The 22483-nt window shown below is 70.6% G+C and carries 22 protein-coding genes, 1 other RNA gene and 1 pseudogene; 3 read left to right on the top strand and 21 right to left on the bottom strand.

The window, feature by feature from the left end:
* Nucleotides 1-3 precede the first annotated feature (3 nt).
* The 17 genes and pseudogenes from ASC60_RS14655 to ASC60_RS14580 all read right to left on the bottom strand — a co-directional run bounded on the left by ASC60_RS14655 (nucleotide 4) and on the right by ASC60_RS14580 (nucleotide 14728).
* Complete coding sequence (locus ASC60_RS14655; protein WP_055551120.1) at nucleotides 4-831, bottom strand: carbohydrate ABC transporter permease; 828 nt, start codon at nucleotides 829-831, stop codon at nucleotides 4-6.
* Nucleotides 832-845: 14 nt separating this feature from the next.
* Nucleotides 846-1781 (bottom strand): carbohydrate ABC transporter permease, encoded by a 936-nt coding sequence (locus ASC60_RS14650; RefSeq protein WP_055550796.1) that lies wholly within the window; start codon nucleotides 1779-1781, stop codon nucleotides 846-848.
* A 41-nt stretch (nucleotides 1782-1822) separates the two neighbouring features.
* On the bottom strand, nucleotides 1823-3115 hold the full coding sequence (locus tag ASC60_RS14645; RefSeq protein WP_055550795.1) for an ABC transporter substrate-binding protein: 1293 nt from the start codon (nucleotides 3113-3115) through the stop codon (nucleotides 1823-1825).
* Nucleotides 3116-3570: 455 nt separating this feature from the next.
* A complete protein-coding gene (locus tag ASC60_RS41665; RefSeq protein ID WP_159043264.1) occupies nucleotides 3571-4230 on the bottom strand; it encodes a hypothetical protein in 660 nt (219 codons plus the stop codon).
* A 38-nt stretch (nucleotides 4231-4268) separates the two neighbouring features.
* Nucleotides 4269-5465: an XRE family transcriptional regulator gene (locus tag ASC60_RS39180; protein ID WP_079038396.1), complete on the bottom strand. Its 1197-nt coding sequence runs from the start codon at nucleotides 5463-5465 to the stop codon at nucleotides 4269-4271.
* A 550-nt stretch (nucleotides 5466-6015) separates the two neighbouring features.
* Entirely contained in the window at nucleotides 6016-6159 is a 144-nt protein-coding gene (locus ASC60_RS42210) for a hypothetical protein (protein ID WP_199830956.1), read from the bottom strand.
* Nucleotides 6156-6335, bottom strand: coding sequence for a hypothetical protein (locus ASC60_RS14625; protein WP_055550787.1), 180 nt, complete (start codon nucleotides 6333-6335; stop codon nucleotides 6156-6158). The genes ASC60_RS42210 and ASC60_RS14625 overlap by 4 nt, the downstream gene beginning before the upstream one ends.
* Nucleotides 6332-6928 carry a hypothetical protein gene (locus ASC60_RS14620; protein WP_055550785.1) on the bottom strand — a complete coding sequence of 199 codons (597 nt, stop codon included), beginning with the start codon at nucleotides 6926-6928 and terminating at the stop codon, nucleotides 6332-6334. The genes ASC60_RS14625 and ASC60_RS14620 overlap by 4 nt, the downstream gene beginning before the upstream one ends.
* A 101-nt stretch (nucleotides 6929-7029) precedes the next feature.
* A complete protein-coding gene (locus tag ASC60_RS14615; RefSeq protein WP_055550783.1) occupies nucleotides 7030-8235 on the bottom strand; it encodes a helix-turn-helix domain-containing protein in 1206 nt (401 codons plus the stop codon).
* A gap of 1241 nt (nucleotides 8236-9476) precedes the next feature.
* Nucleotides 9477-9695: pseudogene (locus ASC60_RS14610) on the bottom strand (iron chelate uptake ABC transporter family permease subunit); the annotation flags it as partial.
* A gap of 56 nt (nucleotides 9696-9751) precedes the next feature.
* Nucleotides 9752-10789, bottom strand: coding sequence for an ABC transporter substrate-binding protein (locus tag ASC60_RS14605; RefSeq protein ID WP_055550779.1), 1038 nt, complete (start codon nucleotides 10787-10789; stop codon nucleotides 9752-9754).
* Between the two features lie 167 nt (nucleotides 10790-10956).
* On the bottom strand, nucleotides 10957-11562 hold the full coding sequence (locus ASC60_RS14600; RefSeq protein ID WP_055550777.1) for a sigma-70 family RNA polymerase sigma factor: 606 nt from the start codon (nucleotides 11560-11562) through the stop codon (nucleotides 10957-10959).
* A gap of 230 nt (nucleotides 11563-11792) precedes the next feature.
* Entirely contained in the window at nucleotides 11793-12488 is a 696-nt protein-coding gene (locus ASC60_RS14595) for a hypothetical protein (RefSeq protein WP_055550775.1), read from the bottom strand.
* A gap of 134 nt (nucleotides 12489-12622) precedes the next feature.
* Entirely contained in the window at nucleotides 12623-13174 is a 552-nt protein-coding gene (locus ASC60_RS14590) for a copper chaperone PCu(A)C (RefSeq protein ID WP_234356946.1), read from the bottom strand.
* Nucleotides 13171-13446, bottom strand: coding sequence for a hypothetical protein (locus tag ASC60_RS42870; protein WP_055550772.1), 276 nt, complete (start codon nucleotides 13444-13446; stop codon nucleotides 13171-13173). Before ASC60_RS42870 ends, ASC60_RS14590 begins: the two co-directional genes overlap by 4 nt.
* Nucleotides 13447-13707: 261 nt before the next feature.
* Nucleotides 13708-14112, bottom strand: an RNA gene (gene rnpB, locus ASC60_RS15355) — RNase P RNA component class A.
* Nucleotides 14113-14152: 40 nt separating this feature from the next.
* Nucleotides 14153-14728 (bottom strand): Uma2 family endonuclease, encoded by a 576-nt coding sequence (locus tag ASC60_RS14580; protein WP_055551118.1) that lies wholly within the window; start codon nucleotides 14726-14728, stop codon nucleotides 14153-14155.
* A gap of 239 nt (nucleotides 14729-14967) precedes the next feature.
* On the opposite strand from ASC60_RS14580, the gene ASC60_RS14575 reads away from it, so the two are divergent.
* From ASC60_RS14575 to ASC60_RS14565, 3 genes are all read left to right on the top strand, one after another.
* Nucleotides 14968-16650, top strand: a complete 1683-nt coding sequence (locus ASC60_RS14575; RefSeq protein ID WP_107097078.1) for a glycoside hydrolase family 13 protein — start codon at nucleotides 14968-14970, stop codon at nucleotides 16648-16650.
* 76 nt (nucleotides 16651-16726) lie between these two features.
* Nucleotides 16727-17524 (top strand): peroxide stress protein YaaA, encoded by a 798-nt coding sequence (gene yaaA, locus ASC60_RS14570; RefSeq protein WP_055550770.1) that lies wholly within the window; start codon nucleotides 16727-16729, stop codon nucleotides 17522-17524.
* 178 nt (nucleotides 17525-17702) lie between these two features.
* On the top strand, nucleotides 17703-18338 hold the full coding sequence (locus ASC60_RS14565; protein ID WP_055550767.1) for a bifunctional 4-hydroxy-2-oxoglutarate aldolase/2-dehydro-3-deoxy-phosphogluconate aldolase: 636 nt from the start codon (nucleotides 17703-17705) through the stop codon (nucleotides 18336-18338).
* A gap of 19 nt (nucleotides 18339-18357) precedes the next feature.
* On the opposite strand, the gene ASC60_RS14560 is transcribed toward ASC60_RS14565, so the two are convergent.
* The 4 genes from ASC60_RS14560 to ASC60_RS14545 form a co-directional block, all read right to left on the bottom strand.
* Nucleotides 18358-19533: a bifunctional RNase H/acid phosphatase gene (locus tag ASC60_RS14560; RefSeq protein WP_055550765.1), complete on the bottom strand. Its 1176-nt coding sequence runs from the start codon at nucleotides 19531-19533 to the stop codon at nucleotides 18358-18360.
* A gap of 3 nt (nucleotides 19534-19536) precedes the next feature.
* Nucleotides 19537-20280 carry a zinc ribbon domain-containing protein gene (locus ASC60_RS14555; RefSeq protein WP_055551114.1) on the bottom strand — a complete coding sequence of 248 codons (744 nt, stop codon included), beginning with the start codon at nucleotides 20278-20280 and terminating at the stop codon, nucleotides 19537-19539.
* A gap of 46 nt (nucleotides 20281-20326) precedes the next feature.
* On the bottom strand, nucleotides 20327-21202 hold the full coding sequence (locus ASC60_RS14550) for a Nif3-like dinuclear metal center hexameric protein (RefSeq protein ID WP_055550763.1): 876 nt from the start codon (nucleotides 21200-21202) through the stop codon (nucleotides 20327-20329).
* Between the two features lie 90 nt (nucleotides 21203-21292).
* Entirely contained in the window at nucleotides 21293-22327 is a 1035-nt protein-coding gene (locus ASC60_RS14545) for an ABC transporter substrate-binding protein (protein ID WP_055550761.1), read from the bottom strand.
* Nucleotides 22328-22483: the final 156 nt, after the last annotated feature.

The following is a 22483-nucleotide window of genomic DNA, read 5'->3' as shown; positions in this document are numbered from 1 at the left end:
TGCTCACATCTTCACCGCCCCGCTGATGAGCGCCCGCTGCATGCGCTTTTGCAGCACGGTGTAGACGGCCCACACCGGTACGAGGGTGAGGATCGTGCCCGCGGTGAGCACACCGTAGTCCGTTCCCGTGATGGCCTTGAGGGTGGGAAGCGCCACCTGCACGGTGCGCTGAGCGGGGTCCGGGCCGATGATGACGAGCGAGTACAGATACTCGTTCCAGAAGGTCAGGAAGTTCAGCAGCAGCACGGTCGCGATCCCCGGCAGGCACATCGGCGTGTAGACGTGGCGCAGGACGGCGAAGGTGGTGGCGCCGTCGATGCGGGCGGCCTCCTCCATCTCCGCGGGCACGGTCCGCATGAACTGCACCAGGATCACCACCGACAGCGGCATCGCCGTGGCCGGGAGGAACAGCACCATGAAGGTGCGCGTGTGGAACAGTCCGGTCGCCGCGGCCAGCAGGAACGTCGGGAAGAGCGCGGCAAAGGTGGGGATGAGGAAACCGAGCGAGAACACCTTCTCCAGCGCCGAGGCCAGCCGCCCCGTGGAGCGGGCCAGCGCGAACGCGGCGGGGATGGCCAGCGCGAGTGTGAGGACCAGCGACGCCACCGTCACCAGGCCGGAGTTGACGACCGCGAGGCCGAGGTCGGCGCGGTGGAAGGCGGTGGAGAAGTTGCCCGGATCCAGGGACGACGGCGGCGCGAACGGGCTGGCGAAGATCTCCTCGTTGGTCTTGAAGGCGGAGGCCAGGAAGTAGTAGAGCGGGACGACCAGCAGCACCACATAGGTCCACACGAGGACGTGTGCGGGCAGCCAGGACTTGCCGAGCTTCATGGTGGCGGCTCCCATCAGTAGTTCTGGCGGAAGGTGCGGCGGATGAGCAGGAGGCCGACGAGTCCGGCCAGGAAGAGGAGCACGCCCACGGTCTGGCTGTAGCCGAGGTCGGCCGCGATGAACGCCTTCTGGTAGACGAGGAAGGACAGCGTCGTGGACGAGGCGCCGGGGCCGCCCATGGTGAGCAGCAGGACGTTCTGGGCGGAGCCGAAAAGGGTCCACAGGAACTGCAGCATCGTCACCACGGCCACGTAGTCGCGGATGACGGGGAAGTGGACGCGCCACATGGTCCGCCAGTGCCCGGCGCCGTCCAGCTGCGCGGCCTCCCCGACCTCGTCCGGCACGCTGGACAGGCGGGCGGCGAACAGGACGGCCGTGAAGCCGATGCCGCTCCACAGGTCCAGGGCGATCAGACAGCCCAGCGCCGTCGACGGCGACGCCAGCCACGCGTCGGTCAGCGACTCCAGCCCCACCGCCCCCAGCGCCCCGTTGACCAGGCCGTCCGGGGAGAGGGCGGCGTAGAACACCATCGCCTTGGCGGGGGTGGAGATCAGCCCCGGGACGAACAGCAGATACCGGATGACCCGGTGCCCCGGTGGCCGCTGCGCCACGTAGTAGCCGAGCATGTACGCGCACACGATCATCACCGGGAGCGCCACGGCCAGCTGCACGGCCGTGTTGCGCACCGCCTCCCAGAACACCGGATCGTCCAGGACGGTACGGACGTTGCCGAGCCCGGCGAACGTGACCGGCTGCAGCATCCCCGGCCAGCGCAGGGCGGCGACGACGAAGATGGCGGCCATCGGGCCGATCATGAAGACCAGGTACCAGACCAGGGCCGGTACGGCGAGGATCGTGCCGCCGTCGCGCCGCACGCGGCGCGGTGCGGACGATGACGGGACCGGGCGCCGGGAGGCGGCCCCGCCCCGGGTGGGCGTCAGCGTCGTCATGGGGTGGCTCCCGGAAGGTTCGGGCAGACGGGGAGGGGGTCTCACGCGCCGCGGTAGGCGGCTTCGAGGGCGGTGCGCACCTTCGCGGCGCCGGTCCCGCGGGTGAAGGACGTGCTCGTCGCGGTGATGAGCGGCTGGGTCGCGACGGGCGGCACGTACACATCCGGCAGCAGCGCCTGGCTCACCCGGCCGCCGAGCCGCTGCGCCGCGGCCACCAGCGGGAAGCCGGTGCTCACCGTGCCGGTGCGCAGGGCCATGTCCCGGCCGCTCTCCTCGATGAACCGTGCCACGGTGCCGGGCCGGTACATGAAGCGCACGAACTTCCGCACGGCCTCGATCTTCCTGGTGCCGTTGGGGCTGATCCAGAAGCCGATCAGGGTGTAGGTACGCAGGATCGTGGGCTTGTCGTGGGCCGCTCCCGGCGCGAGCGGCCAGCCGCCCACCTCGGTCCGCCGCGCCACCTTCTCCGGCACCTCGGCCAGCGCCGAGGACATCGCGGATTCGATGGCCGCGGCGCCGGTGTTGAACTGGGTGGTCATCGAGTCCGAGGTGAGGCCCTGCGCCTTGTCGACGAAGACACCGGCGTCGCGCAGCTCCACGAAGTAGTCGATCCCCTGCCGCGCGCCACGGCTCCCGCTGAAGTCGCCCGTGGTGAACACGTGCCGGGCCTCGTCCTCGGTGAGGAAGGTCTGGATGATCTGTGCCAGCAGCTTCTGCCCGGTCCAGTCGTTGCCGCCGACGGTCACCGGGCCGATGCCCTTGGCGCGCAGCTTCCGCGCGGCACCGATCAGCGCGTCGCCGGTACGGGGTATCCCGTCCACCCCGGCCCGCTCCAGCAGCGTGGTGTTGTAGGCGATGGGCCAGTTGGTGGCGAAGTACGGGAAGGCCCGCAGCCGCCCCTTCCCGTCGGTCCAGGACGTCAGGGCCTCCGGCAGGACGCGTTCCCGCAGACCCCAGTCGTCCAAGTAGCCCATGACGTCGACCGTGGCGCCCACATCCGTCCAGGCCAGGGTCTTGTCGTACAGGTTGACCATGACCACGTCCGGCTCCTTGCGGGCCAGCCGCGAGGTCTCGTAGACCTGGGCCAGATCGTCGCCGTTGACGAGGTTCTTGACCTTCAGCCCGGGGTTCTCGGCGCGGAAGCGCCGCAGGGCGGCCAGATAGGTCGGGGAGCCCGGCGCGGTGGTGCCCAGCTGGCTGTGGACCACGAGCGTATGGGGATCGGAATCCGCGGCGGCCAGCGCGGAGCAGCCGGACAGGGCGGGCAGGGTGGTCGCGGCGGTGAATCCGGACCCGGCGGCGAGAAAGCCGCGCCGACTCAGGCGTGAGCGCACAACGGATGTCTCCAACCAGGGCGGTTAACGGATTGGTTAATCGATATACCGGCGAGGGTGCGAGGACAGTAAGGGCCGCTCCGGCACCGGTCAACCCCTTGAGCGCCTACGAGCCGGGCTTCGGCATCAGCCACCCGGCGGCCGCGGTGACCGGCTCGTCGTCCCACTGCGCCAGGCGCGGCACGAGGCTCGAACTCCCGCCCCGCGGCACACCGAACCCGGCTGGCCGGGCTCTACCGCGGGTCTGCTCCACCGGTTCCTTGGTCGCACTGCGGGCCGCGACTGGTACAGCGCGACCGCGACCGCCTTGAACTGCGGCGGGCGGATTTCATGTGCTTGCCACACCCACCGGAACGGAATGTTTTTCAGCCGCTCCGACTAGGAGTAGATGCAACCAGTGTCCCATCGACAACCAATGGGGAAATTTACTGTGATCCGTCACGGCCGACCCGAAACTACTCCCCTGCGTTTCGCTCCCGCCACTCCTTGAAACGAATCGGCAGTGGCGTATACCCGTACGACGGCAACCCGTCTCCGAATTTTCGGAGCTTTTCGTAGGCCTTCTTAAGATCACCTTCGGTTGAAAATTTTCCGAATTCGACAGCAAGCCCCAGAACGTCTTCCACGGTGATGACGTGGAGATCGCGCTCTGCCGCGAGAGCCTGGCCGCCTTGGTCATCGATGGCGACTAAGACCTCGTGACCCTGGTCCTGGTAGTGCACTCCGTGAGCTACGACGACTGCCTCACCGAGATCTTTCGACTCCCGGAGTGCATCTTCAAGTTGACGGCCTCGCACCTCCACGAAGACCTCAACCACACGGTCCGGTGCAGACTGGGCCTGGAGTGCAGGGAGGACCTCGACGCAGTCACTGCTTGTGAAGCGTGTCCACCTGAGCTTGAGCCCCTGGTACTTCCGGTCTTTGCGTACGACCTCGTCGCAGACTTCCTGCGGCACGAGGAGTACCAGGTCAGCCTTCTGCAGCACGTCCACAAGAAGGCGTTGGAGGTTTGCGCCGACGAAGTGCACGCAGATAACCGCGTCCAGAATGCAGACAGGTTCCCGTTGCTCCGGCGAAGCATCCTCGCTGGATGCTTCTATCTGCTCCTCGGACAATCCCCCACCTCTTCGACGCCTCCGCCGGGACGACTCTACTAGTCCTTCGCCATCCCGCGAGCAACAAGCCTTGAGAGGTTAGCGCGCTGGGGGTTCGGAGGGCTGGGAAGTATGCCAGCTTCCCTGAGTCTGGCTTCCGCTTCTTCCGGGCTGCGCCCTTCGAGCATGGCCAGAGCGCGGACTCCAATGATGTTCTGCCGGTACGCTTCAACAGCACGTTCAAGGATACGCCGCGGAGCCCTTACCGCTTCAGCGGCTGCCTGTTCTTGTTTATATGCCGGCCCCCAGCCATATCGCTGTGCCAGCTGAGCGCCGGTCGGACCTCGCAGCTCCTTTTTCCGCCTTTCCGTGATCAGCATCATTGCTTCGAGCTGGATGAGGATGACGATGAAGCTCACGCGGAAGTGGCGCGCCAGGAGTGCGACCGTGCGTTCGTTTATACGGGAATTTTCAGAAAGCTTCTCGGCTGCTAGCCAGGTCTTGATTCCTTCCTCTGGAGCCAAGAGGTGGCGGGCGAAGGCATCGCATCGCCGCTCTCCCGGGGTTCGTCCATCGTCCAGCTCATGCACTTGGGCGCCGTCGTTCCACAGCAGGTGCCCAAGCTCGTGAGCAAAGCTGAACCGCTGGCGTTCTGGGACGTCGCAGGCGCGGACCGCGATGAGTGTGGTCTCACGCTCTGGATCTGTGGCGGTGAATCCGTCCGTTGTCTTCGGCAGCCGCAGCACTGCTGTATCGACGCCGGTGAGCTGCTCGATCAGCTCATCCACGTCAGCGATCGGTGCACTGCCGAGCTTGAGAGCCGTCCGTACCTGCTGCGCCAGCTCTCTGGCCTGCTGCTCCCGTGGCAGCCGCTCGTCCGGCACGGATAGAAAGCCGTCCGGCTTGCGCTGATGGGCTGCGGCAGGCCCAAGCCTGTCCAGGCGGGCATCGAGCTCAAGCACCTCAAGCGTGTGCCGCAGGGCCGCTTCGCGCTCCTCATTCACCACGTCGTTGGCCCTCGCCGCAATGCGGACTCTGCTGCGGACAGGGTTCCCGCTGACCAGCAGCCGCACAGGGACATCCAGGGCAACCGCGAGGCGATCCAGCTCAGCGAGCGTAACGCTGGCGCGGGCGCCGTTTTCGATGCGAGTCAAGGTTGACTGGGAGAGGTGAGCGCGAGCAGCGAGGTCGCGCTGGCTGAGTCCAGCCCGTTCGCGCTCGCGGCGGATCCGCTCCCCCACAAGCTTGAGATCCACGTAGCACCTCCTTCTGAATCAATTCTACCGGCTTGATTCACGATGGCTAGTGGAATGTCTATCACCAGACGCTGACAAGAGCTGGTCTGTGCAGCTGAGCTGCCTGAAGAGCTGGAAGCAGGAACGACGGCCAACGGAGTGTTCAAACGCCAGCAGCCCTCGCGGAAGATCGCTAGTCGTGACCGGTGAACCCGGCTGACCCGTGGCGTCGCCTCCCCAGCAAGACCAACCCCTGCGCAGCCGTCGTCACAGACGTGTGTGGTCTGCCTGACGTGCCGGTCGGCCAGGTCGCCCTGGCGGGCTGCCTGATTGCTGGACGGGTGCACGTCCCGGCTGGTCTTGGCTGCGTTGATGGTGTCTCGCCTGCTGGTGATGCGTGCCTTTCCCGATGGGGCGGCGACTTAGGCGGGGCTCCGGCGCGGATGCCTGGCTGGTGCCGGAGTCCCGTCTCCCTGTGGCCGGCCGCCGCACATCCGGCCACAGGGGGCAGGGGGCGGGCCGCCGAGGCTCGTCCGGGACGGGGGCCCAGACGCCCGGCGGCCCGCCCGGTCTATGGGGCCGGATCGCCCGCGGCGCAGAGGTAGACCACGAGCGCCGGCAGCGCGGCGGCCGAGCTGAGCAGCAGCCCCATCCGTGCGGCGCGGAAGCCGAGCAGCGCGACCTGCTCGGCCCGTCCCTGTCGGCGGTGCTTCACGGCTCACCGTCCGCCCGGGCCTGCCGCGTGGCCTCCTCGTAGGCGCGCAGCAGTTGTTCCCCGGTCTTGCACCCGCCGCCGGGCGTCTGGCAGGCCGGGCAGCCCGCGGCGTGTTCGATGGCCGCGCGCCACGCCTCGTCGGCGCGCCGGTCGACGGTCTCCTCGGCGGCCGTCATCGGGCCCTGCCCCGGTCGAGGGCACGATGCTGGGCGGTGGCCCGGGCCATCGCGTCGCGCGGGTAGTCCCGGGCGTGGGTGGGGCAGGCGTAGACGGTCGCGCCGGCGACGCTGCCGCTGTGCTCGACGGTGACCGGGACCGGTTCGTCGGTCGGCAGCTGGCAGCGGTAGCAGAGCTGGCGGCCATCCGGGCGCGGACCGAGGACATCCGTGGCGGCCTGGGCCAGGGCCTCGCGCAGCTGCTGGGCGTCGGTCAGGCAGCGGTCGATGCGGAAGGGCACCCGCCAGTACGTGTCGTGGCCGGTCGTCCACGAGACGGGCGGGATACCGAGGAGGGTCCCTTCGCCGATGAGCGAGGTGAGGACGCGGACCTGCCGGATGCACCAGCTGCGGGCCGTGTCGACTCCGATCAGCCAGTACGTCTTGCCGTAGGTGTCGTCCTGGATCACGGCGCCGGTGTCCGGACCCAGGAGTTTCAGGGCGCGGTCCGCCACCGCTGTGGGTGCGGATACGGCGTCCCACCATGTGCCCACCGGTAACACCTCGATGTCCTCGGTGTTCGGCGGTGTCCACGGCAGGGGGCGGGTCGTCATGGTCGACTCCATGTACGGACGGTGTGCTGACCGTCACATCGTGCCGATCTGCGAAGCCGTCAGTGTTCCCAGATACGGAACAATGGCGCCCCTCAGGACTGCTACATGCCGACCCATGAGGCCAAGGAGGACAGGGATTCAGGCGCCCGCCGCTGACGGCGCACCAGGACGCCGATCGTCTCCCTCATAAGCGGGTGATACCGGGCCTGCTGCGGAGCGACCTTGCGGGCCCGGAGCAGGAACCGCTCGGCAGGCTCCGTCTTCCCCATTTGCGCGTAGGCGCGGGCCATCTCGATGTAATACCTGCCAACACGCATCCGCGGATGTGTGTCTGGGAAGTGTAATTTCTTGGACAGCTTCACCGCCTCGCCGAGTTCGCCCAGTTCCACGTTGGTCGCGATGTCGAAGTGCTGCACGCTGGTCAGGCCGAACGACGACCAGTAGACGTCCGGCACGTCCCGGCCGATCTTCTTGGCCGCTTCGCGCGCGAGGCCCATGTACCCAGTGACGGCATCAGCGTCGCGCGCTTGGGCAGCCGCGATGGCCGACGCAAGGTGCAAGCTCCCGGTCACCGCGAGAGCGTCCACGGATTCGGGCCGCTCGGCCTGGTCGATGAGGAGATGGCCACGGGTGATGACCTGTAGCGACATCTGGTTGTTGCCTCGCCGGAGCAGCATGCTCGACCGCTTGTTCAGGCGGATGGCGAGCAGCAGCGGGTCCTGTGCCTGTTCCGCCATCCAACCCATGCGCTCCAGTGCGATGGACGCCAGGTCGTGGTAGCCGACCCGATAGGCGAACTCGTAGGCGACCCAGTAGCACCAGCTCAGCGACGAGGCCGCGCGCCGGTAGTCATCGCCTGGGGACAGGAGGCTGACCATGGTGGTGAGTTCGCCGAGCAGGCCAGGCAGCTTCGAGCCGATGACCTTGTACTCGGTGGCTGAGGCCCCGTCGCAGAGCGCCCGAACGTCGCTCTCTACCTGGTCGATGGGCCTGGGGATGATGTGGGGGTCCGGCCCGAGGTCGTACATGTCGAGCGCCTCGGACAATGGGGAGATCAGACGGTCGAGATGGTCCTGCCGCAGCTCGGACATGTACGGCTGCCCGTGGAGGACGGCGATGTCGACCTGGAGTACTCGCGCGACGGCCGCTACGACAGAGGGCGTGGCCGGCGCCAGGCCCCGTTCGACCTTGGCGATCGTGCCCCGGGAGAGGAAAGCTCGTTGCGCAAGGGCGGTCTGTGTGAGCTGACGCAGCTTCCGGTAGTCCGCGATCCGTGCGCCGGTGTGTTCCTCATTGCTCTGTGGCATGCTGAACTCCGCTCTGACCTAGACACTCAGAACGGTACCCCCGGGCCCCCTGGCGGGTACGGTCGATCGGCCCCCATTTCGGTGGGGGCCGTCGCGCTTCCTTGACACGACGGATGCCCGGCCTTCGGGCCGGACGAGGGGCACCCATATCAAGGGCGCCGCCGGTCCGGGGCGAGCGCGGCCGACGGGCCACAGGCTGCGGGTCCGGGTGACGATCCAATCGGTGGTGTCGCGTCACCGCTGCCCGAGCGTAAGGCGGTCAGCGTGCCCTTCGGGTGTTCCGTCCGGGCAGCAGCCACCTGCTGGGCCAGGGGCTTCACGCTGTCGCCGGTGTGCGCGGTCCGCCCCCACTCCACGGCGGTGCCCTCGGCCTGCCCTCGGCCTGGCCGCCGCGAGCACCCGGCGTGATGTCCAGCGTCGTTCACCCGGTCACGGTGTCACCGCCGCCCACGGCCGTACCGTCTCGCCGCCTCCTGCGTACAACGAGCACGGCGGTTGCTGCTGAGGCACCGACGACAGCGGTCCCGTGTCCCTCCAGGAAGCCGCCGGCCTGCTTCAGTCGGCGGGCTCGGCAACCGCCCGCCTCGGCACGCGGCGGGCACTGGTGCCGCCCTCGCGACCTTCGTCACCTGGAAGAGGAAGCGGTTGGTCTGCGCGTCGCCGTCGACCGCCGGCACCGTGTACGTGAGGGAGTCGACACCGGCCGGCAAGCCGTTCACCGCCGCGCACACGGTGGAGCCCGGGACCACGACGGGTTCGCCGACGGGCAGCGGCTTGCCGTCCGGTCCGGCCACGGAGACCTTCGGCACGGTTCCCTTCAGCAGACTGCCGAACGTCAGCGCGATGACCCGGGTGTCGGTGCCGACCTTGGCCCCGGGGCCGGTGACGTCTCCTGAAGGGCGGTGTGGACGTAGGCCGGAGCACCGCCGGCGGACAACAGCACGCGACCGGCCGCGCAGAGCACGGCCGGTGCCCTCAGAAGTCGAAGTCCGCGCATGCGATGCGGTTGTCGAGGGCGTCGCGGGCGGCGCAGCGGGTGGGGCGCCGACGGGATGCCGGACGGGGACGGATGGGAGGCGGTGACGCCCGCCTCCCGCGCCCGGACAAGGTCCCGCAGGACGTTCTGAACACGCGGCGGCATCAGCTGTTCTCCTTGGTCGAGGTGGCGCTCACGGATGGTGCCCGCGCCGGCTCCGGGGCATGACGCGGGCGCACGCCCTCGGCTCGGCTGTCGTCCCGCGGGGCGTCTTCGCCACCGTCTGCAGCACCGCCCCGGAGACGGCAAGGCCCGCGCCGGCCAAGGCGGCCAGGACCACCCGCGGGGTCCGGAAGTTCCAGACGATCTGGTCGAGCGCCGGATCGGAGGGCGCCGCCCCCGCGCCGGTGGCGTGGTGCAGGACGATCCCCCACACGTCACCGACCGGGACGCCGACCGCGCCGATACTGATCGCCACGATCATGGAGGCGATCAGCGCGACGGGCAGGACCGTGAAGGCCAGCGGAGCTTTGAGCCTGCTCAGAGCGCGTCGGGGTGCAGCAGCCTCGCCACCTTCTCCACGGCCAGGTCGTTGCTCGGGCCGAGGTACATCGAGTCGGACAGCGTCACGGACGTGTTGTTCTTGGCGGCCGGCCACTGGGGGAACTCCTTGAGCAGTTTCTTGGCGTACGCCGCCGGGTCGGGGTCGTTGTAGCTGATGACGACGACGGCGTCGACGTCGGTGGCGGCCACCTTCTCCTTGCTCAGGTCGGCGAAGGTGGCCTTGGTGGTGTTCGAAAAGGCGTTGGTGCCACCGGACTTGGCGAGGATGTCGTTGACGATGCCGTTGGCGAAGATGGAGCTGAAGTCGTTGCCGCCCATGGACATGTTGGAGAAGAGCACCATGACCTTCGGCTTCTTCTCCGCCTTGACCTTGTTCGAGACGGCCGCGATGTGCCTCTCGGAGGCGGCGATCAGTTTCTCGGCCCGGTCACCGACGTTGAAGATCTTTGCCATGCCGCGCAGCAGCCGGTAGCTGTCGGCGATGGTCATCTTGGAGGGGTCGTCGTCGCAGCCCTGCGGGGAGACATAGCTGTGGGCGCCGACCTGTTCGAGCTGCTCGCGGGTGGCGAAGCCGTTCTTCTGGTCGAAGCCGTAGGTGGTGACGGACAGGACCAGATCGGGGCGCAGGCCGAACATAGCCTCGCGCGGGATGTCGTAGGCGTCGTTGGGCTCGACGTTCCCGGTGGGCAGCTTCTTGATGGCCGTGGCCCGGCCGGGCACCTCGGACATGCCGTAGCCCTGCTGGTTGGCGACGATCCTGTCGCCGAGTCCGAGAGCGAGGAGGGTGGAGACCTCGGCGACCGAGGCGCCGTTCATGACGACGACCCGGCTGGGCGGCTTCGTGAACGTCTCCTTCCGGCCGCAGTTGTCCAGGGTCACCGGGTAGCCGGTCTTGGAGGCGGCGGCCTGGGTCGACTCGGCGCTCGACCTGTCCCAGGATGAGGAGCCGCATGCCGCCGTGAACAGGCAGCAGGCTGCGGCCAGGGCGGTGGCGGCCGGCCGGTTGATCGGCATGCGGGCTCCTCTGCTTCCGGGATGTGCTGCTGACCTTCTGCGGGGTTCTTGGTGCAGTAGTCGGGGCGCGGTGGCCGTGAGTTCCCGCGCGTCTTCAGCAATGGCCCGACTCCGCAGGCCGGTTGGCGGGGTTGGTGCTCCCCACCAGGGAGCACCAACCGGTCGTGTCAGGCCGCCGGTGCGGCCGGTCCCTCGGCCTCCAGGAGCTGGCGTTCCAGAGCCGCACGGGCGCGGGAGACCCGCGAGCGGACGGTGCCGACGGGGCAGCCGGTGAAGGCGGCAGCCTCCTCGTAGGAGAGGCCGGCGATCTGGGTGAGGACGAACGCCTCACGGCGTTCGTCGGGCAGCGCGGCCAGCAGGTCGAGCAGGTCCACACCGTCCTCGAAGCCCGGCAGGTCGCGCGGCTGGGTGCGTTCGACGGCCGCCTGCCAGTCCGGGGTGTCGGCGAGCCGCGGCCGGGCCGCGGCGTACCGGAAACTGTCGGCCACCGCGCGACGGGCGATGGACAGCAGCCAGGTACGGGCCGAGGCCCGGCCCTCGAAACGGTGCAGGCCGGCAAACGCCCGCGCGAAGGTGTCCTGGGTGAGGTCGTGGGCGCTCTGGGGATCGCCGCTGAGGTGGACGACGTAGCACAGCACGTCGTTGTGGAGCGCGCGGACGAAGTGCTCGGCGGCGCGGGGGTCGCCGCCGCGGGCGGCCAGTGCCCAGGCGGTCGCCGCCGCGTCCGCCCGGGCACGCTTCGCCCGGGGAGTGGGCAGGACGGAAACAGTCACGTGATGTCCCTCTCGGGTGGTCCGGGGCCGGCCGCTGAAAGCGGTGGCGCGCCGGGACGTGGGGTGCGGCCGTACGCGGTGGGTACGGCGATGCCCGGGGCCCGTCAGGAGATGTGGGCGCTACGGCGGCACGCGGACGTGCCGGTGTGAAGCGCCATGACGAGAAGGAACCGCGCGCGAACGCGGCAGGACGGAAGGCCGGACGACAGGCCCCGGTGGTTCCGGCTGTCTCAGGCGACAGCGGGGCCCGTGGGCGGGGCCCGAGAGGTGAGGGAGCAGCACAGCAGGAGCCGTGCCGGAGCCAGTGCGTCGGTGGCGCGGCGCCTGCCCGTGAGCGGGCGAGGAAGTGGTGCGGGCCCGGCCAGCAGCGTCCGCAGCGGTGCCACCAGCCGGGTGGCCGCCGCCCGCAGGACCCGGAAGAACGCGCGCTCGCCGTATGCGAGCCACATCCCGCACAGGACTGCGGCCAGAAGGTGCGCGGCGAACATGCCGTACGAGGCGCTCGCGCCCATACCGGCCATACCGTGCGCGTGCTGGACACCGTTCATCGCATGCGCCAGGGAGCCCATGTCCGTCGGGTCCCTATGCATGGAGCCCATGTCCATGCCGCTCATGCCCGTGGAGCCCGGAGCGTGAGCCGCGGCGCGGTGTCCCGCAGTCGCCTCGGTGGTGAGCGTCTGCGCCAGAGAGAACGCCTCGTGGAGCACCGCCTGCGCCGCTGTCACGACCGTGACGATCAGCATGTGCCCGCGCTCACGGCCGGCCAGCAGCCAGCCGGCCGCACCGGTCCCGGCCGCACCGGCGGCCATGGCCCACCAAGGGACGGAGGTACCCGACATGATCACGTGGCCGAGGGCGGCGAGCAGCAGGCAGACGGCGGCGAACACACCGGCCCGCAGCGCACGGCACCACCCTCGGACAGTCATAGCCCGCCCATCCTCGCACCCAACGTCCGCCCGTCATCAGGGGGTACGTGTGTGCCCCCGCCCCCCGACTCACCGCCACGACAGTGACGCACGTCACCCCCGCTGCGCGGGAACTCGGCGGACAGGCGGCACGACTACTGGAACGAGACACTGCCCGCACGCACCACCACCGCACGCACCGTCACCCGCCCGCTGTGCCGGAACTCCAGGGTGAAGGGCACGAGATCGCCCGCACTCCAACTCCGTTTCCCGGCCGGGGCGGGCACCGTCAGGTCCACGCCCTGCGGCGACATCGCGAGACGGTCCCCCGCCGGTATCCCGACGGATTTGACGGCAGCACGGTAGGCCCCGTTCCCGTCGTTCATGCGGTGCTGGGACAGCGTGATGCCGCCCGGGACGTCGCGCGAAGGCACCCGTATCAGGCTGTCGGCGGAGCCGCCCCGGTTGGCGATGTGGAAGAACGCCGCGGTTTCCGCGCCCGCGGCGGACGGCAGCAGAACACGCCCCCCGGTGACGCTCGTGCGCGCTGGACCACCTGCCCTGCCGGTGCCGGTCCAGGCGGTCAGGCCCGCCAGGGCCAGGCCGCACGCGGCGACGGGTACGAGAGCGGCGAGCGCGCCGTCCTTCCATCGCCGCCGGTCTCCAAGGACCACAGTCGTATCGGCCGCCGCATCGCCTGCCGTCACTGTCCGCTCCCCTCCGGCATCCCTGACATGCCCGGCATGTCATCCATACCGCCACCGCTCCCACCGCCACCGTCGCCTCCGCCGGTCCCTCCACTTCCGGCGCTTCCGGTCCTGTGCAGGCCGGGCGCCACCGGTCCGGCGGCCGATCCGACGGCGTACGACACCGAGAACACGAGGACGAGCAGCAGCAGGAAGCCGCAGAGCGCAGGGGGTGGCAAGAGCCTGCGGACCGCCGCACCGGCGGGGAGGGACGGTTGTCGGAACTCGGCCATGCCCGACCTTCCTGGTCGCATCGAACCGTCATACGGGGGACGGCTTGAGGCCGTACCGCTGCAATGGTCGGCTCGCCGGAGCATCGAGTTCCCGCGGCCAAACGTGGCGCGTACCACTTCGTGGGCCAGCCGGCGGATGTGCTCGCGGCAGCGACGTGAGGGCCGGATGTGCGGCTCCCCGCTGAAGCTCCCCCAGAACCCCCTTGGGGGTGCGACGGAAGCGCTCCCCACTCGGTTTGACCTGGTGGGGAGCGTGGGCGGCGGACGAGTCGGCCTGTACGCCGGGTTCTGTCTCCCGTGGGCCTCACGGCCCGCGGGGAGGCGGCCATCCATCTAGGGCCGACGTCGCCGCCGGCCTCGTGCGGTCTACCCGCGGACTCGGGCGGGCAGCCCTCGATCATCCGCGCAGAGCCACCTCGCGGCGGCTCCTCTTGACCTTGCTCCGGGTGGGGTTTACCTAGCTGCCCAGGTCACCCTGGGCACTGGTGGTCTCTTACACCACCGTTTCACCCTTACCGGCGCCTTGCGGCCCCGGCGGTCTGTTTTCTGTGGCACTGTCCCGCGGGTCACCCCGGGTGGGCGTTACCCACCACCCTGCCGTGTGGAGCCCGGACGTTCCTCGGCGGGACCCTTGAAGGACCCCGACGCGACCGCCCGGCCGGCTCGTCCGCCGTAGTCACCATGGTACCGGCCCGAGCGGGGCGACTCAGACGAAGCGGGTCGTCTCCAGAGAGAAGGAGAACGGAGCGGGCAGGTCGAGCCGCTTGCCGAAGGGGACCGTGACGTGCTGGCGGTAGTCGCCGTTCTCCGGGTCACTGAAGAGCGTCACGTCGCTGTTGTCCCGGTCGACGAGGAGGTAGAGGGGGATTCCACCGCGGGCATAGCAGTGGCGCTTGGCCTTACGGTCCCGGTCCGGTTTGGTAGAGGTGACCTCGACGACCATGGACACGCCCTCACACGGCATCCAGGACTCGGCACCGGGGAAGAGATCCAGCTCGGTTGGGGCGAAGGTGCCGTCCGGAATCACATGGTTCCGGACACACAAACCGCCACGGGGAACGGTGAGGCCCTTGTTCCCGGAGAAGTCCATGTCCGATGCGGACCGTCTGATCACCTGCTTCAGGATCATGTTGATGTAACTCTCGTGGTCCCCGTCCGGCGGCGGTGTCACGACGATTTCCCCCTCGATCAGCTCGGCCCGGAAGCCTTCCGGCGTATCCAGGGCCAAGAAACCCTCCAGCAGGACGTGGTCGTGGTCCTGCGTGAGCGGTTCGTGTGCCATGGCGCTCATGCCACCCTCTTCCCTGTCTCGCCGCCAGCCTAGGTACCGAGGGAGCCGATACCCGGCGGAAAGAGTCTTCCTCACCCGATCGTGGCACAGAAGCGCGCACGCCGGGCCGGCTCCGGCGTTGACCTTGCGGTCTCGACAGACCGCGGCGCGGGCGGGGACACTTGCCTCGACGGCTGGGCCGCATACCGCACACCCCCGCGTACCGCACACCCACCACCCGCGAGGACTCCGTGAGCGACGACCCCGTGAACAGCCACTGGTGGCGGCAGGCCGTCATCTACCAGGTCTATCCCCGCAGCTTCGCCGACTCCGACGGCGACGGGATCGGTGATCTGCCCGGGGTCACCAGCCGGCTGCCCTACCTCGCCCGGCTCGGCGTGGACGCCGTGTGGCTGAGCCCCTTCTATCCGTCCGCGCTCGCCGACGGCGGCTATGACGTGGCCGACTACCGCGACGTCGATCCGCGGCTCGGCACCCTGGAGGACTTCGACCGGATGGTCGCGGAGGCGGACCGGCTCGGGCTCAAGGTGATGGTGGACATCGTCCCCAACCACACCTCCAACGACCATGCCTGGTTCCGGGAGGCCCTGCGCGCGGGCCCCGGCGGTCCGGCCCGGGAGCGGTACGTCTTCCGGGAGGGGCGGGGGCCGGGCGGGGGGCTGCCGCCCACCGACTGGGTCTCGTGCTTCGGCGGTCCCGCGTGGACCCGGGTGCCCGACGGGCAGTGGTACCTGCACCTCTTCGCCCCCGAGCAGCCCGATCTCAACTGGGACCACCCGGAGGTGCGCGCCGACTTCCTCACCACGCTGCGCTTCTGGTCCGACCGGGGCGTGGCCGGTTTCCGGGTGGACGTCGCGCACGGGCTGGCCAAGGACCTGGCCGAGCCGCTGCGCGACATCGGGGAGGTGCCCGGCTACGAGCCGGAGGACCTGCCGGAGGACGGCAGCCATCCGCTGTGGGACCGCGACGAGGTGCACGGGATCTTCCGCGAGTGGCGCACGGTGTTCAACGAGTACGACCCGCCGCGCATCGCGGTCGCCGAGGCGTGGGTGCGCAATGCGCGCCGGGTGTCGTACGCCCGCGCGGACGAGCTGGGCCAGGCGTTCAACTTCGACTTCCTCAGTGCCCCGCTCAACGCCCCCGCCCTGCACTCGGTCATCGACGGCGCGCTGTCCGCCGCCCGGGAGGCGGGGGCCTCGGCCACCTGGGTGCTCTCCAACCACGATGTGATCCGGCACCGCACCCGGCTCGCCCTGCCGGACGATCTGACGGGCGCGGGCCGGGACGCCTGGCTGCTGGCCGACGGCCGGGAGCCGGAGGCCGACCTCGCGCTGGGGCTGCGGCGGGCCCGTGCCGCGACGCTGCTGATGCTGGCCCTGCCCGGTTCGTCGTATCTCTACCAGGGCGAGGAGCTGGGGCTTCCCGAGGTCGCCGACCTGCCCGTGGACGTGCTGCAGGACCCGACCTGGGAGCGCAGCGGCCACCGGGTCAAGGGCCGGGACGGCTGCCGGGTGCCCCTGCCGTGGACACGCACCGGCCCGTCCTACGGCTTCGGCGCGGGCGGGGCGTGGCTGCCGCAGCCGGAGGGGTTCGGGGAGCTGTCGGTCGAGGCGCAGGAGGGGGACGCCGGTTCGACGCTGGAGCTGTACCGGGAGGCGCTGCGGCTGCGGCGGGAACTGCTGCGCGAGGGGACGGACGAGACGGTGGAGTGGCTGGGTTCGGTCGCCGAACTGAGCGCCGGGGTGCTGCGCTTCCGCCGCGCCGGCGGCTGGCACAGCGTCACCAACCTGTCGGCGGCCGCCGTGCCGCTGCCCGCCGTGGGCGAGGTGGTGCTGAGCAGCGGGCCGCTGACGGACGGCGGGGCCGGGCTGCCGCCGGACACCACGGTGTGGCTGCGGGCGGCGGGCGCGTAGGCCGTAGGCTGCGGGCCGGGTCGGCGTCCAACGGCACCGGCCCGCGCCGTACCGCCGAAGCTTTCGAGGAGAGACCGTGCTCGTCCTGCTGCCGCCGTCCGAGGGAAAGGCCACGGGAGGCTCCGGATCCCCGCTGGACCTGGGGTCGCTGTCGCTTCCGGGGCTGGGCGAGGCCCGGACCCGGGTGCTGGAGGAGCTGGTCACGCTGTGCTCGGGCGACGAGGCGAAGGCGGCCGAGGTGCTGGGGCTGAGCGCGGGGCTGAGCGGCGAGGTCGCCAAGAACGCGGCGCTCCGGTCGGCCGGGACCCGGCCCGCCGGGGAGATCTACACCGGTGTGCTGTACGACGCGCTCGGCCTCGCCACCCTCCCCGCCCCCGCCCGGCGGCGGGCGGCACGCTCGCTGCTGGTCTTCTCGGGGCTGTGGGGCGCGGTACGGATCGGGGACCGCATCCCGTCGTACCGCTGCTCGATGGGGGTCAAGCTGCCGGGCCTCGGCGCGCTCGGCGCCTTCTGGCGTACGCCGATGGCCACCGTCCTGCCGGAGGCCGCCGGGAACGGGCTGGTCCTCGACCTGCGGTCGGCGGCGTACGCGACGGCGTGGAAGCCGAAGGGGGAGGTCGCGGAGCGCACGGCCACGGTGCGGGTGCTGCAGTCGAAGATCGTGGACGGGGTGGAGAAGCGGGCCGTGGTCAGCCACTTCAACAAGGCGACGAAGGGCCGGATGGTGCGGGACCTGCTGACCGCGGGGGCCGAGCCGAAGGGTCCCGGGGAGCTGGTGGAGGCGCTGCGGGGGTTCGGGTACGTGGTGGAGGCGGCGGCTCCGGAGCGGGCGGGACGGCCGTGGGCGCTGGACGTGGTGGTGACGGAGCTGTAGCCCTCGTACGGAGCTGCGTTCCTCTTACGGAGCTGCGTTCCTCTTACGGAGCTGCGTTCCTCGTACGGAGCCGTAGCCTCGTACGACCATACGGCCCTTCCGGCGCCCACAGCAGGATGGCATTGCACTCTCCGCAACGAGCGTTGCGAGTCATGACACCCGCCCTCAGAATGGTCCCGTGACAGACACCGCGCCCTCCCCCTCCTCCCTGCTCGACCTCGCCCCCGTCATCCCCGTCGTCGTCATCGACGACGCGGCCGACGCGGTGCCGATGGCCCGCGCGCTGGTCGCCGGTGGCCTTCCGGCGATCGAGGTCACCTTCCGCACCCCGGCCGCCGCCGACGCCATCCGGGCGATCGTGGCGGAGGTGCCGGAGGCGATCGTCGGCGCGGGCACGGTGCTGACGCCAGGGCACGTGGACACCGCCGTCGCGGCCGGCTCCCGCTTCCTGGTCAGCCCGGGGTGGACGGACCGGCTGCTGGGCGCCATGCGGGATTCGGGGATTCCGTCGCTGCCGGGGGTCTCGACCACGTCGGAGGTCGTGGCGCTGCTGGAGCGCGGGGTGACCGAGATGAAGTTCTTCCCGGCGGAGGCGGCAGGCGGTACGGCCTACCTCGGCGCCCTCGCCTCCCCGCTCCCGGACGCCCGCTTCTGCCCCACCGGCGGCGTCAACGCCGCCCGCGCCCCAGGCTATCTGGCGCTCCCCAACGTCGGCTGCGTGGGCGGCACCTGGATGCTCCCGGCGGAGGCGGTGGCGGCGGGCGACTGGGCGCGCGTCGAGTCCCTGGCCCGGGAGGCCGCCGCCCTGCGGTAGGGCGCGCGGCCAGGGGCGCCTACCGCAGGTGGGACGTGTCGTTCAGCAGGCGGACGGAGGCGTTGCCGTCGCCGTAGTACGCCACCGCCGACAGGGACGCGGCCGAGAGTTCCATGCGGAACAGGGACTCCGGCGGGGCACCGAGGGCCAGCCGGGTCAGGGTCTTGATCGGCGTGACATGGCTGACGAGCAGCACCGTGCGGCCCGCGTAGCGGGCGATCAGCTTGTCGCGGGAGAGGGCGACGCGGCGGGCGACCGTGGCGAAGGACTCGCCGCCGCCCGTGGGGGCGGCCTTGGAGGAGCCGAGCCAGGTGTCGAGGTCGTCCGGGTAGCGGTCGCGCACCTCCGCGAAGGTCAGCCCCTCCCAGGCGCCGAAGTCCGTCTCGCGCAGCCCCTCGTCGACACGGACGTCGAGGCCGAGGCGCGCGGCCACCGCGTGGGCGGTCTCCCGGCAGCGCTTCAGGGGCGAGGTGACGACGGCCTGGATGGTGCCGCGCGCGGCGAGTGACGCAGCGACCAGTTCGGCCTGGCGGTGGCCGATGTCCGAGAGGCCGGGGTCGCTGCCGCCACTGCCGGAGAAGCGCTTCTCCGGGGTGAGCGGCGTCTCGCCGTGCCGGAGCAGGACGAACGTGGTGGGCGCGCCGAGATCGGCGGAACCCCAGCCCACGGGGGGAGCGGCCGGGGTCGTGGCGGGCTCGGCGAGGGCGTCGTCGGCCGGGGCCTCGGGGGCGGCCGTCGCGAGGGTGCCGCCCGGCGGCACCTTCGGCTGCCACCGCTCGCCCCGCTTGCCCGCGTCCATCGCCTCGTTGGCGAGCCGGTCCGCGTGGCTGTTCTGCTCGCGCGGGATCCAGCCGTACGTCACCTGGCCGGGCGGCAGGAGCCCCTTGGCCTCGGTGGCGAGCGGCCGCATGTCCGGGTGCTTGATCTTCCAGCGGCCGGACATCTGCTCGATGACCAGCTTGGAGTCCATCCGGACCTGGACGTCCGCCTCCGGGTCGAGGGCGTGGGCGGCCCGCAGACCGGCGATCAGGCCCTTGTACTCGGCGACGTTGTTGGTCGCGGTGCCGATGTACTCGGCGACCTCGGCGAGCGGTTCGCCCGTCACCGCGTCCAGGACGACGGCGCCGTAGCCGGCGGGCCCCGGGTTGCCCCGGGAGCCGCCGTCGGCCTCGACGATGAAGCGGCGCCGCGCCATCGGCTACAGCCCGGACTCGGGCGTACGGACCAGGATCCGGCGGCAGTTCTCGCACCGCACCACGGTGTCGGGGGCGGCGGACCGGACCTCGTTCAGCTCGGTGATGGCCAGCTCCTGGCGGCAGCCGTCGCAGCGCCGCTGGTAGAGCCGGGCGGCGCCGACGCCGCCCTGCTGCTCGCGCAGCTTGTCGTAGAGCTTCAGCAGATCGGCGGGGATGGTCCCGGCGATGACCTCGCGCTCCTTGGTGATGGTCGCGATCTCTTTGTCGATCTCCTCGGCCGCCGCGTCGCGCCGCGCCGTGGCGTCGATGATCTTGGCCTGGAGGGATTCCACCCGGCCGGTCAGCTCGGTGGCCCGCTCCTGGGCGGCCTCCCGGCGCTCCATGACCTCCAGGACGACGTCCTCCAGGTCGCTCTGGCGGCGGGCGAGGGAGGCGATCTCGTGCTGGAGGTTCTCCAGGTCCTTGGGCGAGGTGACGGCACCGGAGTCGAGACGCTTCTGGTCGCGGGCGGCACGCTGGCGCACCTGGTCCACGTCCTGCTCCGCCTTCGTCTGCTCGCGGGCGGTGTCGCTCTCCTCGGTCTGGGACGCGACGAGGAGGTCACGCAGCTGGGTGTGGTCGGCGTTCAGGGTCTCGAGCTCGGCGTGCTCGGGCAGCGTCCGGCGCTTGTGCGCGAGCTGCGAGAGCCGTACGTCGAGGCCCTGGACGTCGAGCAGGCGGATCTGGTCTGCGGGCGCGGCGTTCAGCGGGGGGCTCCAGAGGGGTGCGTAGGGGACGGAGAGAGGCGGGGCCTCAGGCGGGTGAGGCCGAGGCGGTGTCGGGCACGAAGGCCCGGAACGGGGCGGTGGCCGCGGCGTGGGCCGTCCACGGGTCGGTGACCCTGCGCGAGACATGGGTGCGCAGGTCCCAGCCGTGCCGGTCGGAGATCTCGTCGAGCTGCGCCGCGGCCTGCTCGGTCCAGGGCCATTCGGTGGCCCAGTGCGCGGCGTCCACCAGCGCGAGGTCGCTGTGTTCGCGCGCCTCGGAGGCCGGGTGGTGGCGCAGGTCGGCGGTGAGGTACGCGTCCACCCCGGCCGCGCGCGCCTCGGCGAACAGGCCGTCCCCGGAACCGCCGCAGACGGCGACGGTACGGATCGTACGGTCCGGGTCGCCCGAGGCGCGGATGCCCTGCGCGGTGGCGGGCAGCCGGGCGGCGGCGCGCTCGGTGAACTCGCGCAGCGACTCGGGGCGGTCGAGTTCGCAGATCCGGCCGAGCCCCTGCCGTCCGGTGGGGTCGGCCGGGTCCGGCACCAGCGGGCCGACGGTCCGCAGGTCGAGCGCGCCGGCGAGGGCGTCGGAGACGCCGGGGTCGGCGCGGTCGGCGTTGGTGTGCGCGACGTGCAGCGCGATGTCGTGCTTGATCAGGGTGTGCACCACCCGCCCCTTGAAGGTGGAGGCGGCGACCGTGGTCGTGCCCCGCAGATAGAGCGGGTGGTGGGTGATCAGCAGATCGGCGCCGAGCGCCACCGCCTCGTCGGCGACCTCCTGGACGGGGTCGACGGCGAACAGCACGCGGCTGACCTGGGCATCGGGGTCCCCGCAGACCGTCCCGACGGCGTCCCACTGCTCCGCCCGCTCGGGCGGCCAGAGGGCGTCGAGGGCGGCGAGGACATCGGTGAGAGCGGGCACGGGGCAAGGCTACCTCCCGGATCACCGGGAAGCCTTGCCCCTGCCTTCACCCAGCGCGACGGCCGACGGCGGTGGACAGCTGAAAGGCGATCAGCGGACCAGGTAGCCGCGGAGGTCGTCCAGCACCCGGTCGGCGGCGGTGACGCCGAGGCCCAGGTACCAGGTCTCGTCCTCGACGTTCTTGGCGTGCCCCGCCTTGACCGCCTTGAGCTTCTTCCACAGCGGGTTGGACTCCGCCTGGTCCCGCTTGGTGGCCTTGGGGTCGCCGTAGACGCCGGTGAAGATCCAGTCGGCGTCGGCCTCCTTGATCCGCTCCGGGCCGATCTCCGTGGCCAGGTCGTCGACCTGCTGGTTCTTGGGCCGGGGCAGGCCGACGTCCTGGAGGATCGTGCCGATGAAGGACGCCTTGGCGTAGAGCCGGGTGAACTCCGGCATGAAGCGCAGCATGGTGACGGTCGGCTTCTTCGGGCCGATGTCCTCGCCCAGCTTCCTCGCCTTCGTCTCGTACGCGTCGAGTTCGCGCTTCGCCTCGGCGGTGCGGTCCAGGGCCGCCGCGTTGAGGAGGTAGTTCTCCTTCCAGGTGAAGCCGGGGCGGATGGAGAAGACGGTCGGGGCGATCTGCTTCAGCTCGTCGTACAGCGGCTCGGCGCGCAGCTTGCTGCCCAGGATCAGATCGGGGTGGAGGGCGTTGATGGCCTCCAGGTTGAGGTTGTTGATGGTGCCGACGTTCTTCGGGTTCCCGGCGGCCTTCCTGAGGTAGCCGGGGAGGGCCTGGTCGCCCTCGGAGGGCGCGAAGCCGACCGGTTTGACGCCCAGCGAGACGACGTTGTCCAGCTCGCCGACGTCGAGCACCACGACCCGCTTCGGCCTGCTCTTGATCTCCGTCTTGCCCATGGCCTGCGTGATGGTGCGCGGGAACTGGCCGGGCTTGGCAGCGGTGCCCATCTTCGCGGTCTGCTCGGCGGCCTCGCCGAAGTCCTTGCCGCCCTGCGCGACGGACTTCCCACCGCCGCCGTTGCCCTTGGCGCCGTCCTTGCCGCTGCCGGACGCGCCGCAGGCGGCGAGGGAGAGCGCCCCGGCCAGGGCGAGGGCGAGGGCGGCGCTGCCGCGGCGGTGTACGGACATGGTGCGCTCCAGGATCGAGGTATGCAGGCACTTAGGCGTGCCTTACTTTAATCGCACCGCAGAAGCCTCTCCTTACAGCACATTCATCCACGACCTCTCAGGCGAATCGGTCAACAGCCACACGTAAGGGTGGAGCCGAACCCTTATCGACCACCG

Origin of the sequence: Streptomyces sp. NBRC 110028, assembly GCF_001417735.1 — a bacterium.
In the GTDB taxonomy this organism is placed as follows: Bacteria; Actinomycetota; Actinomycetes; order Streptomycetales; family Streptomycetaceae; genus Streptomyces.
This window is presented reverse-complemented; position numbering and strand designations above follow the sequence as displayed.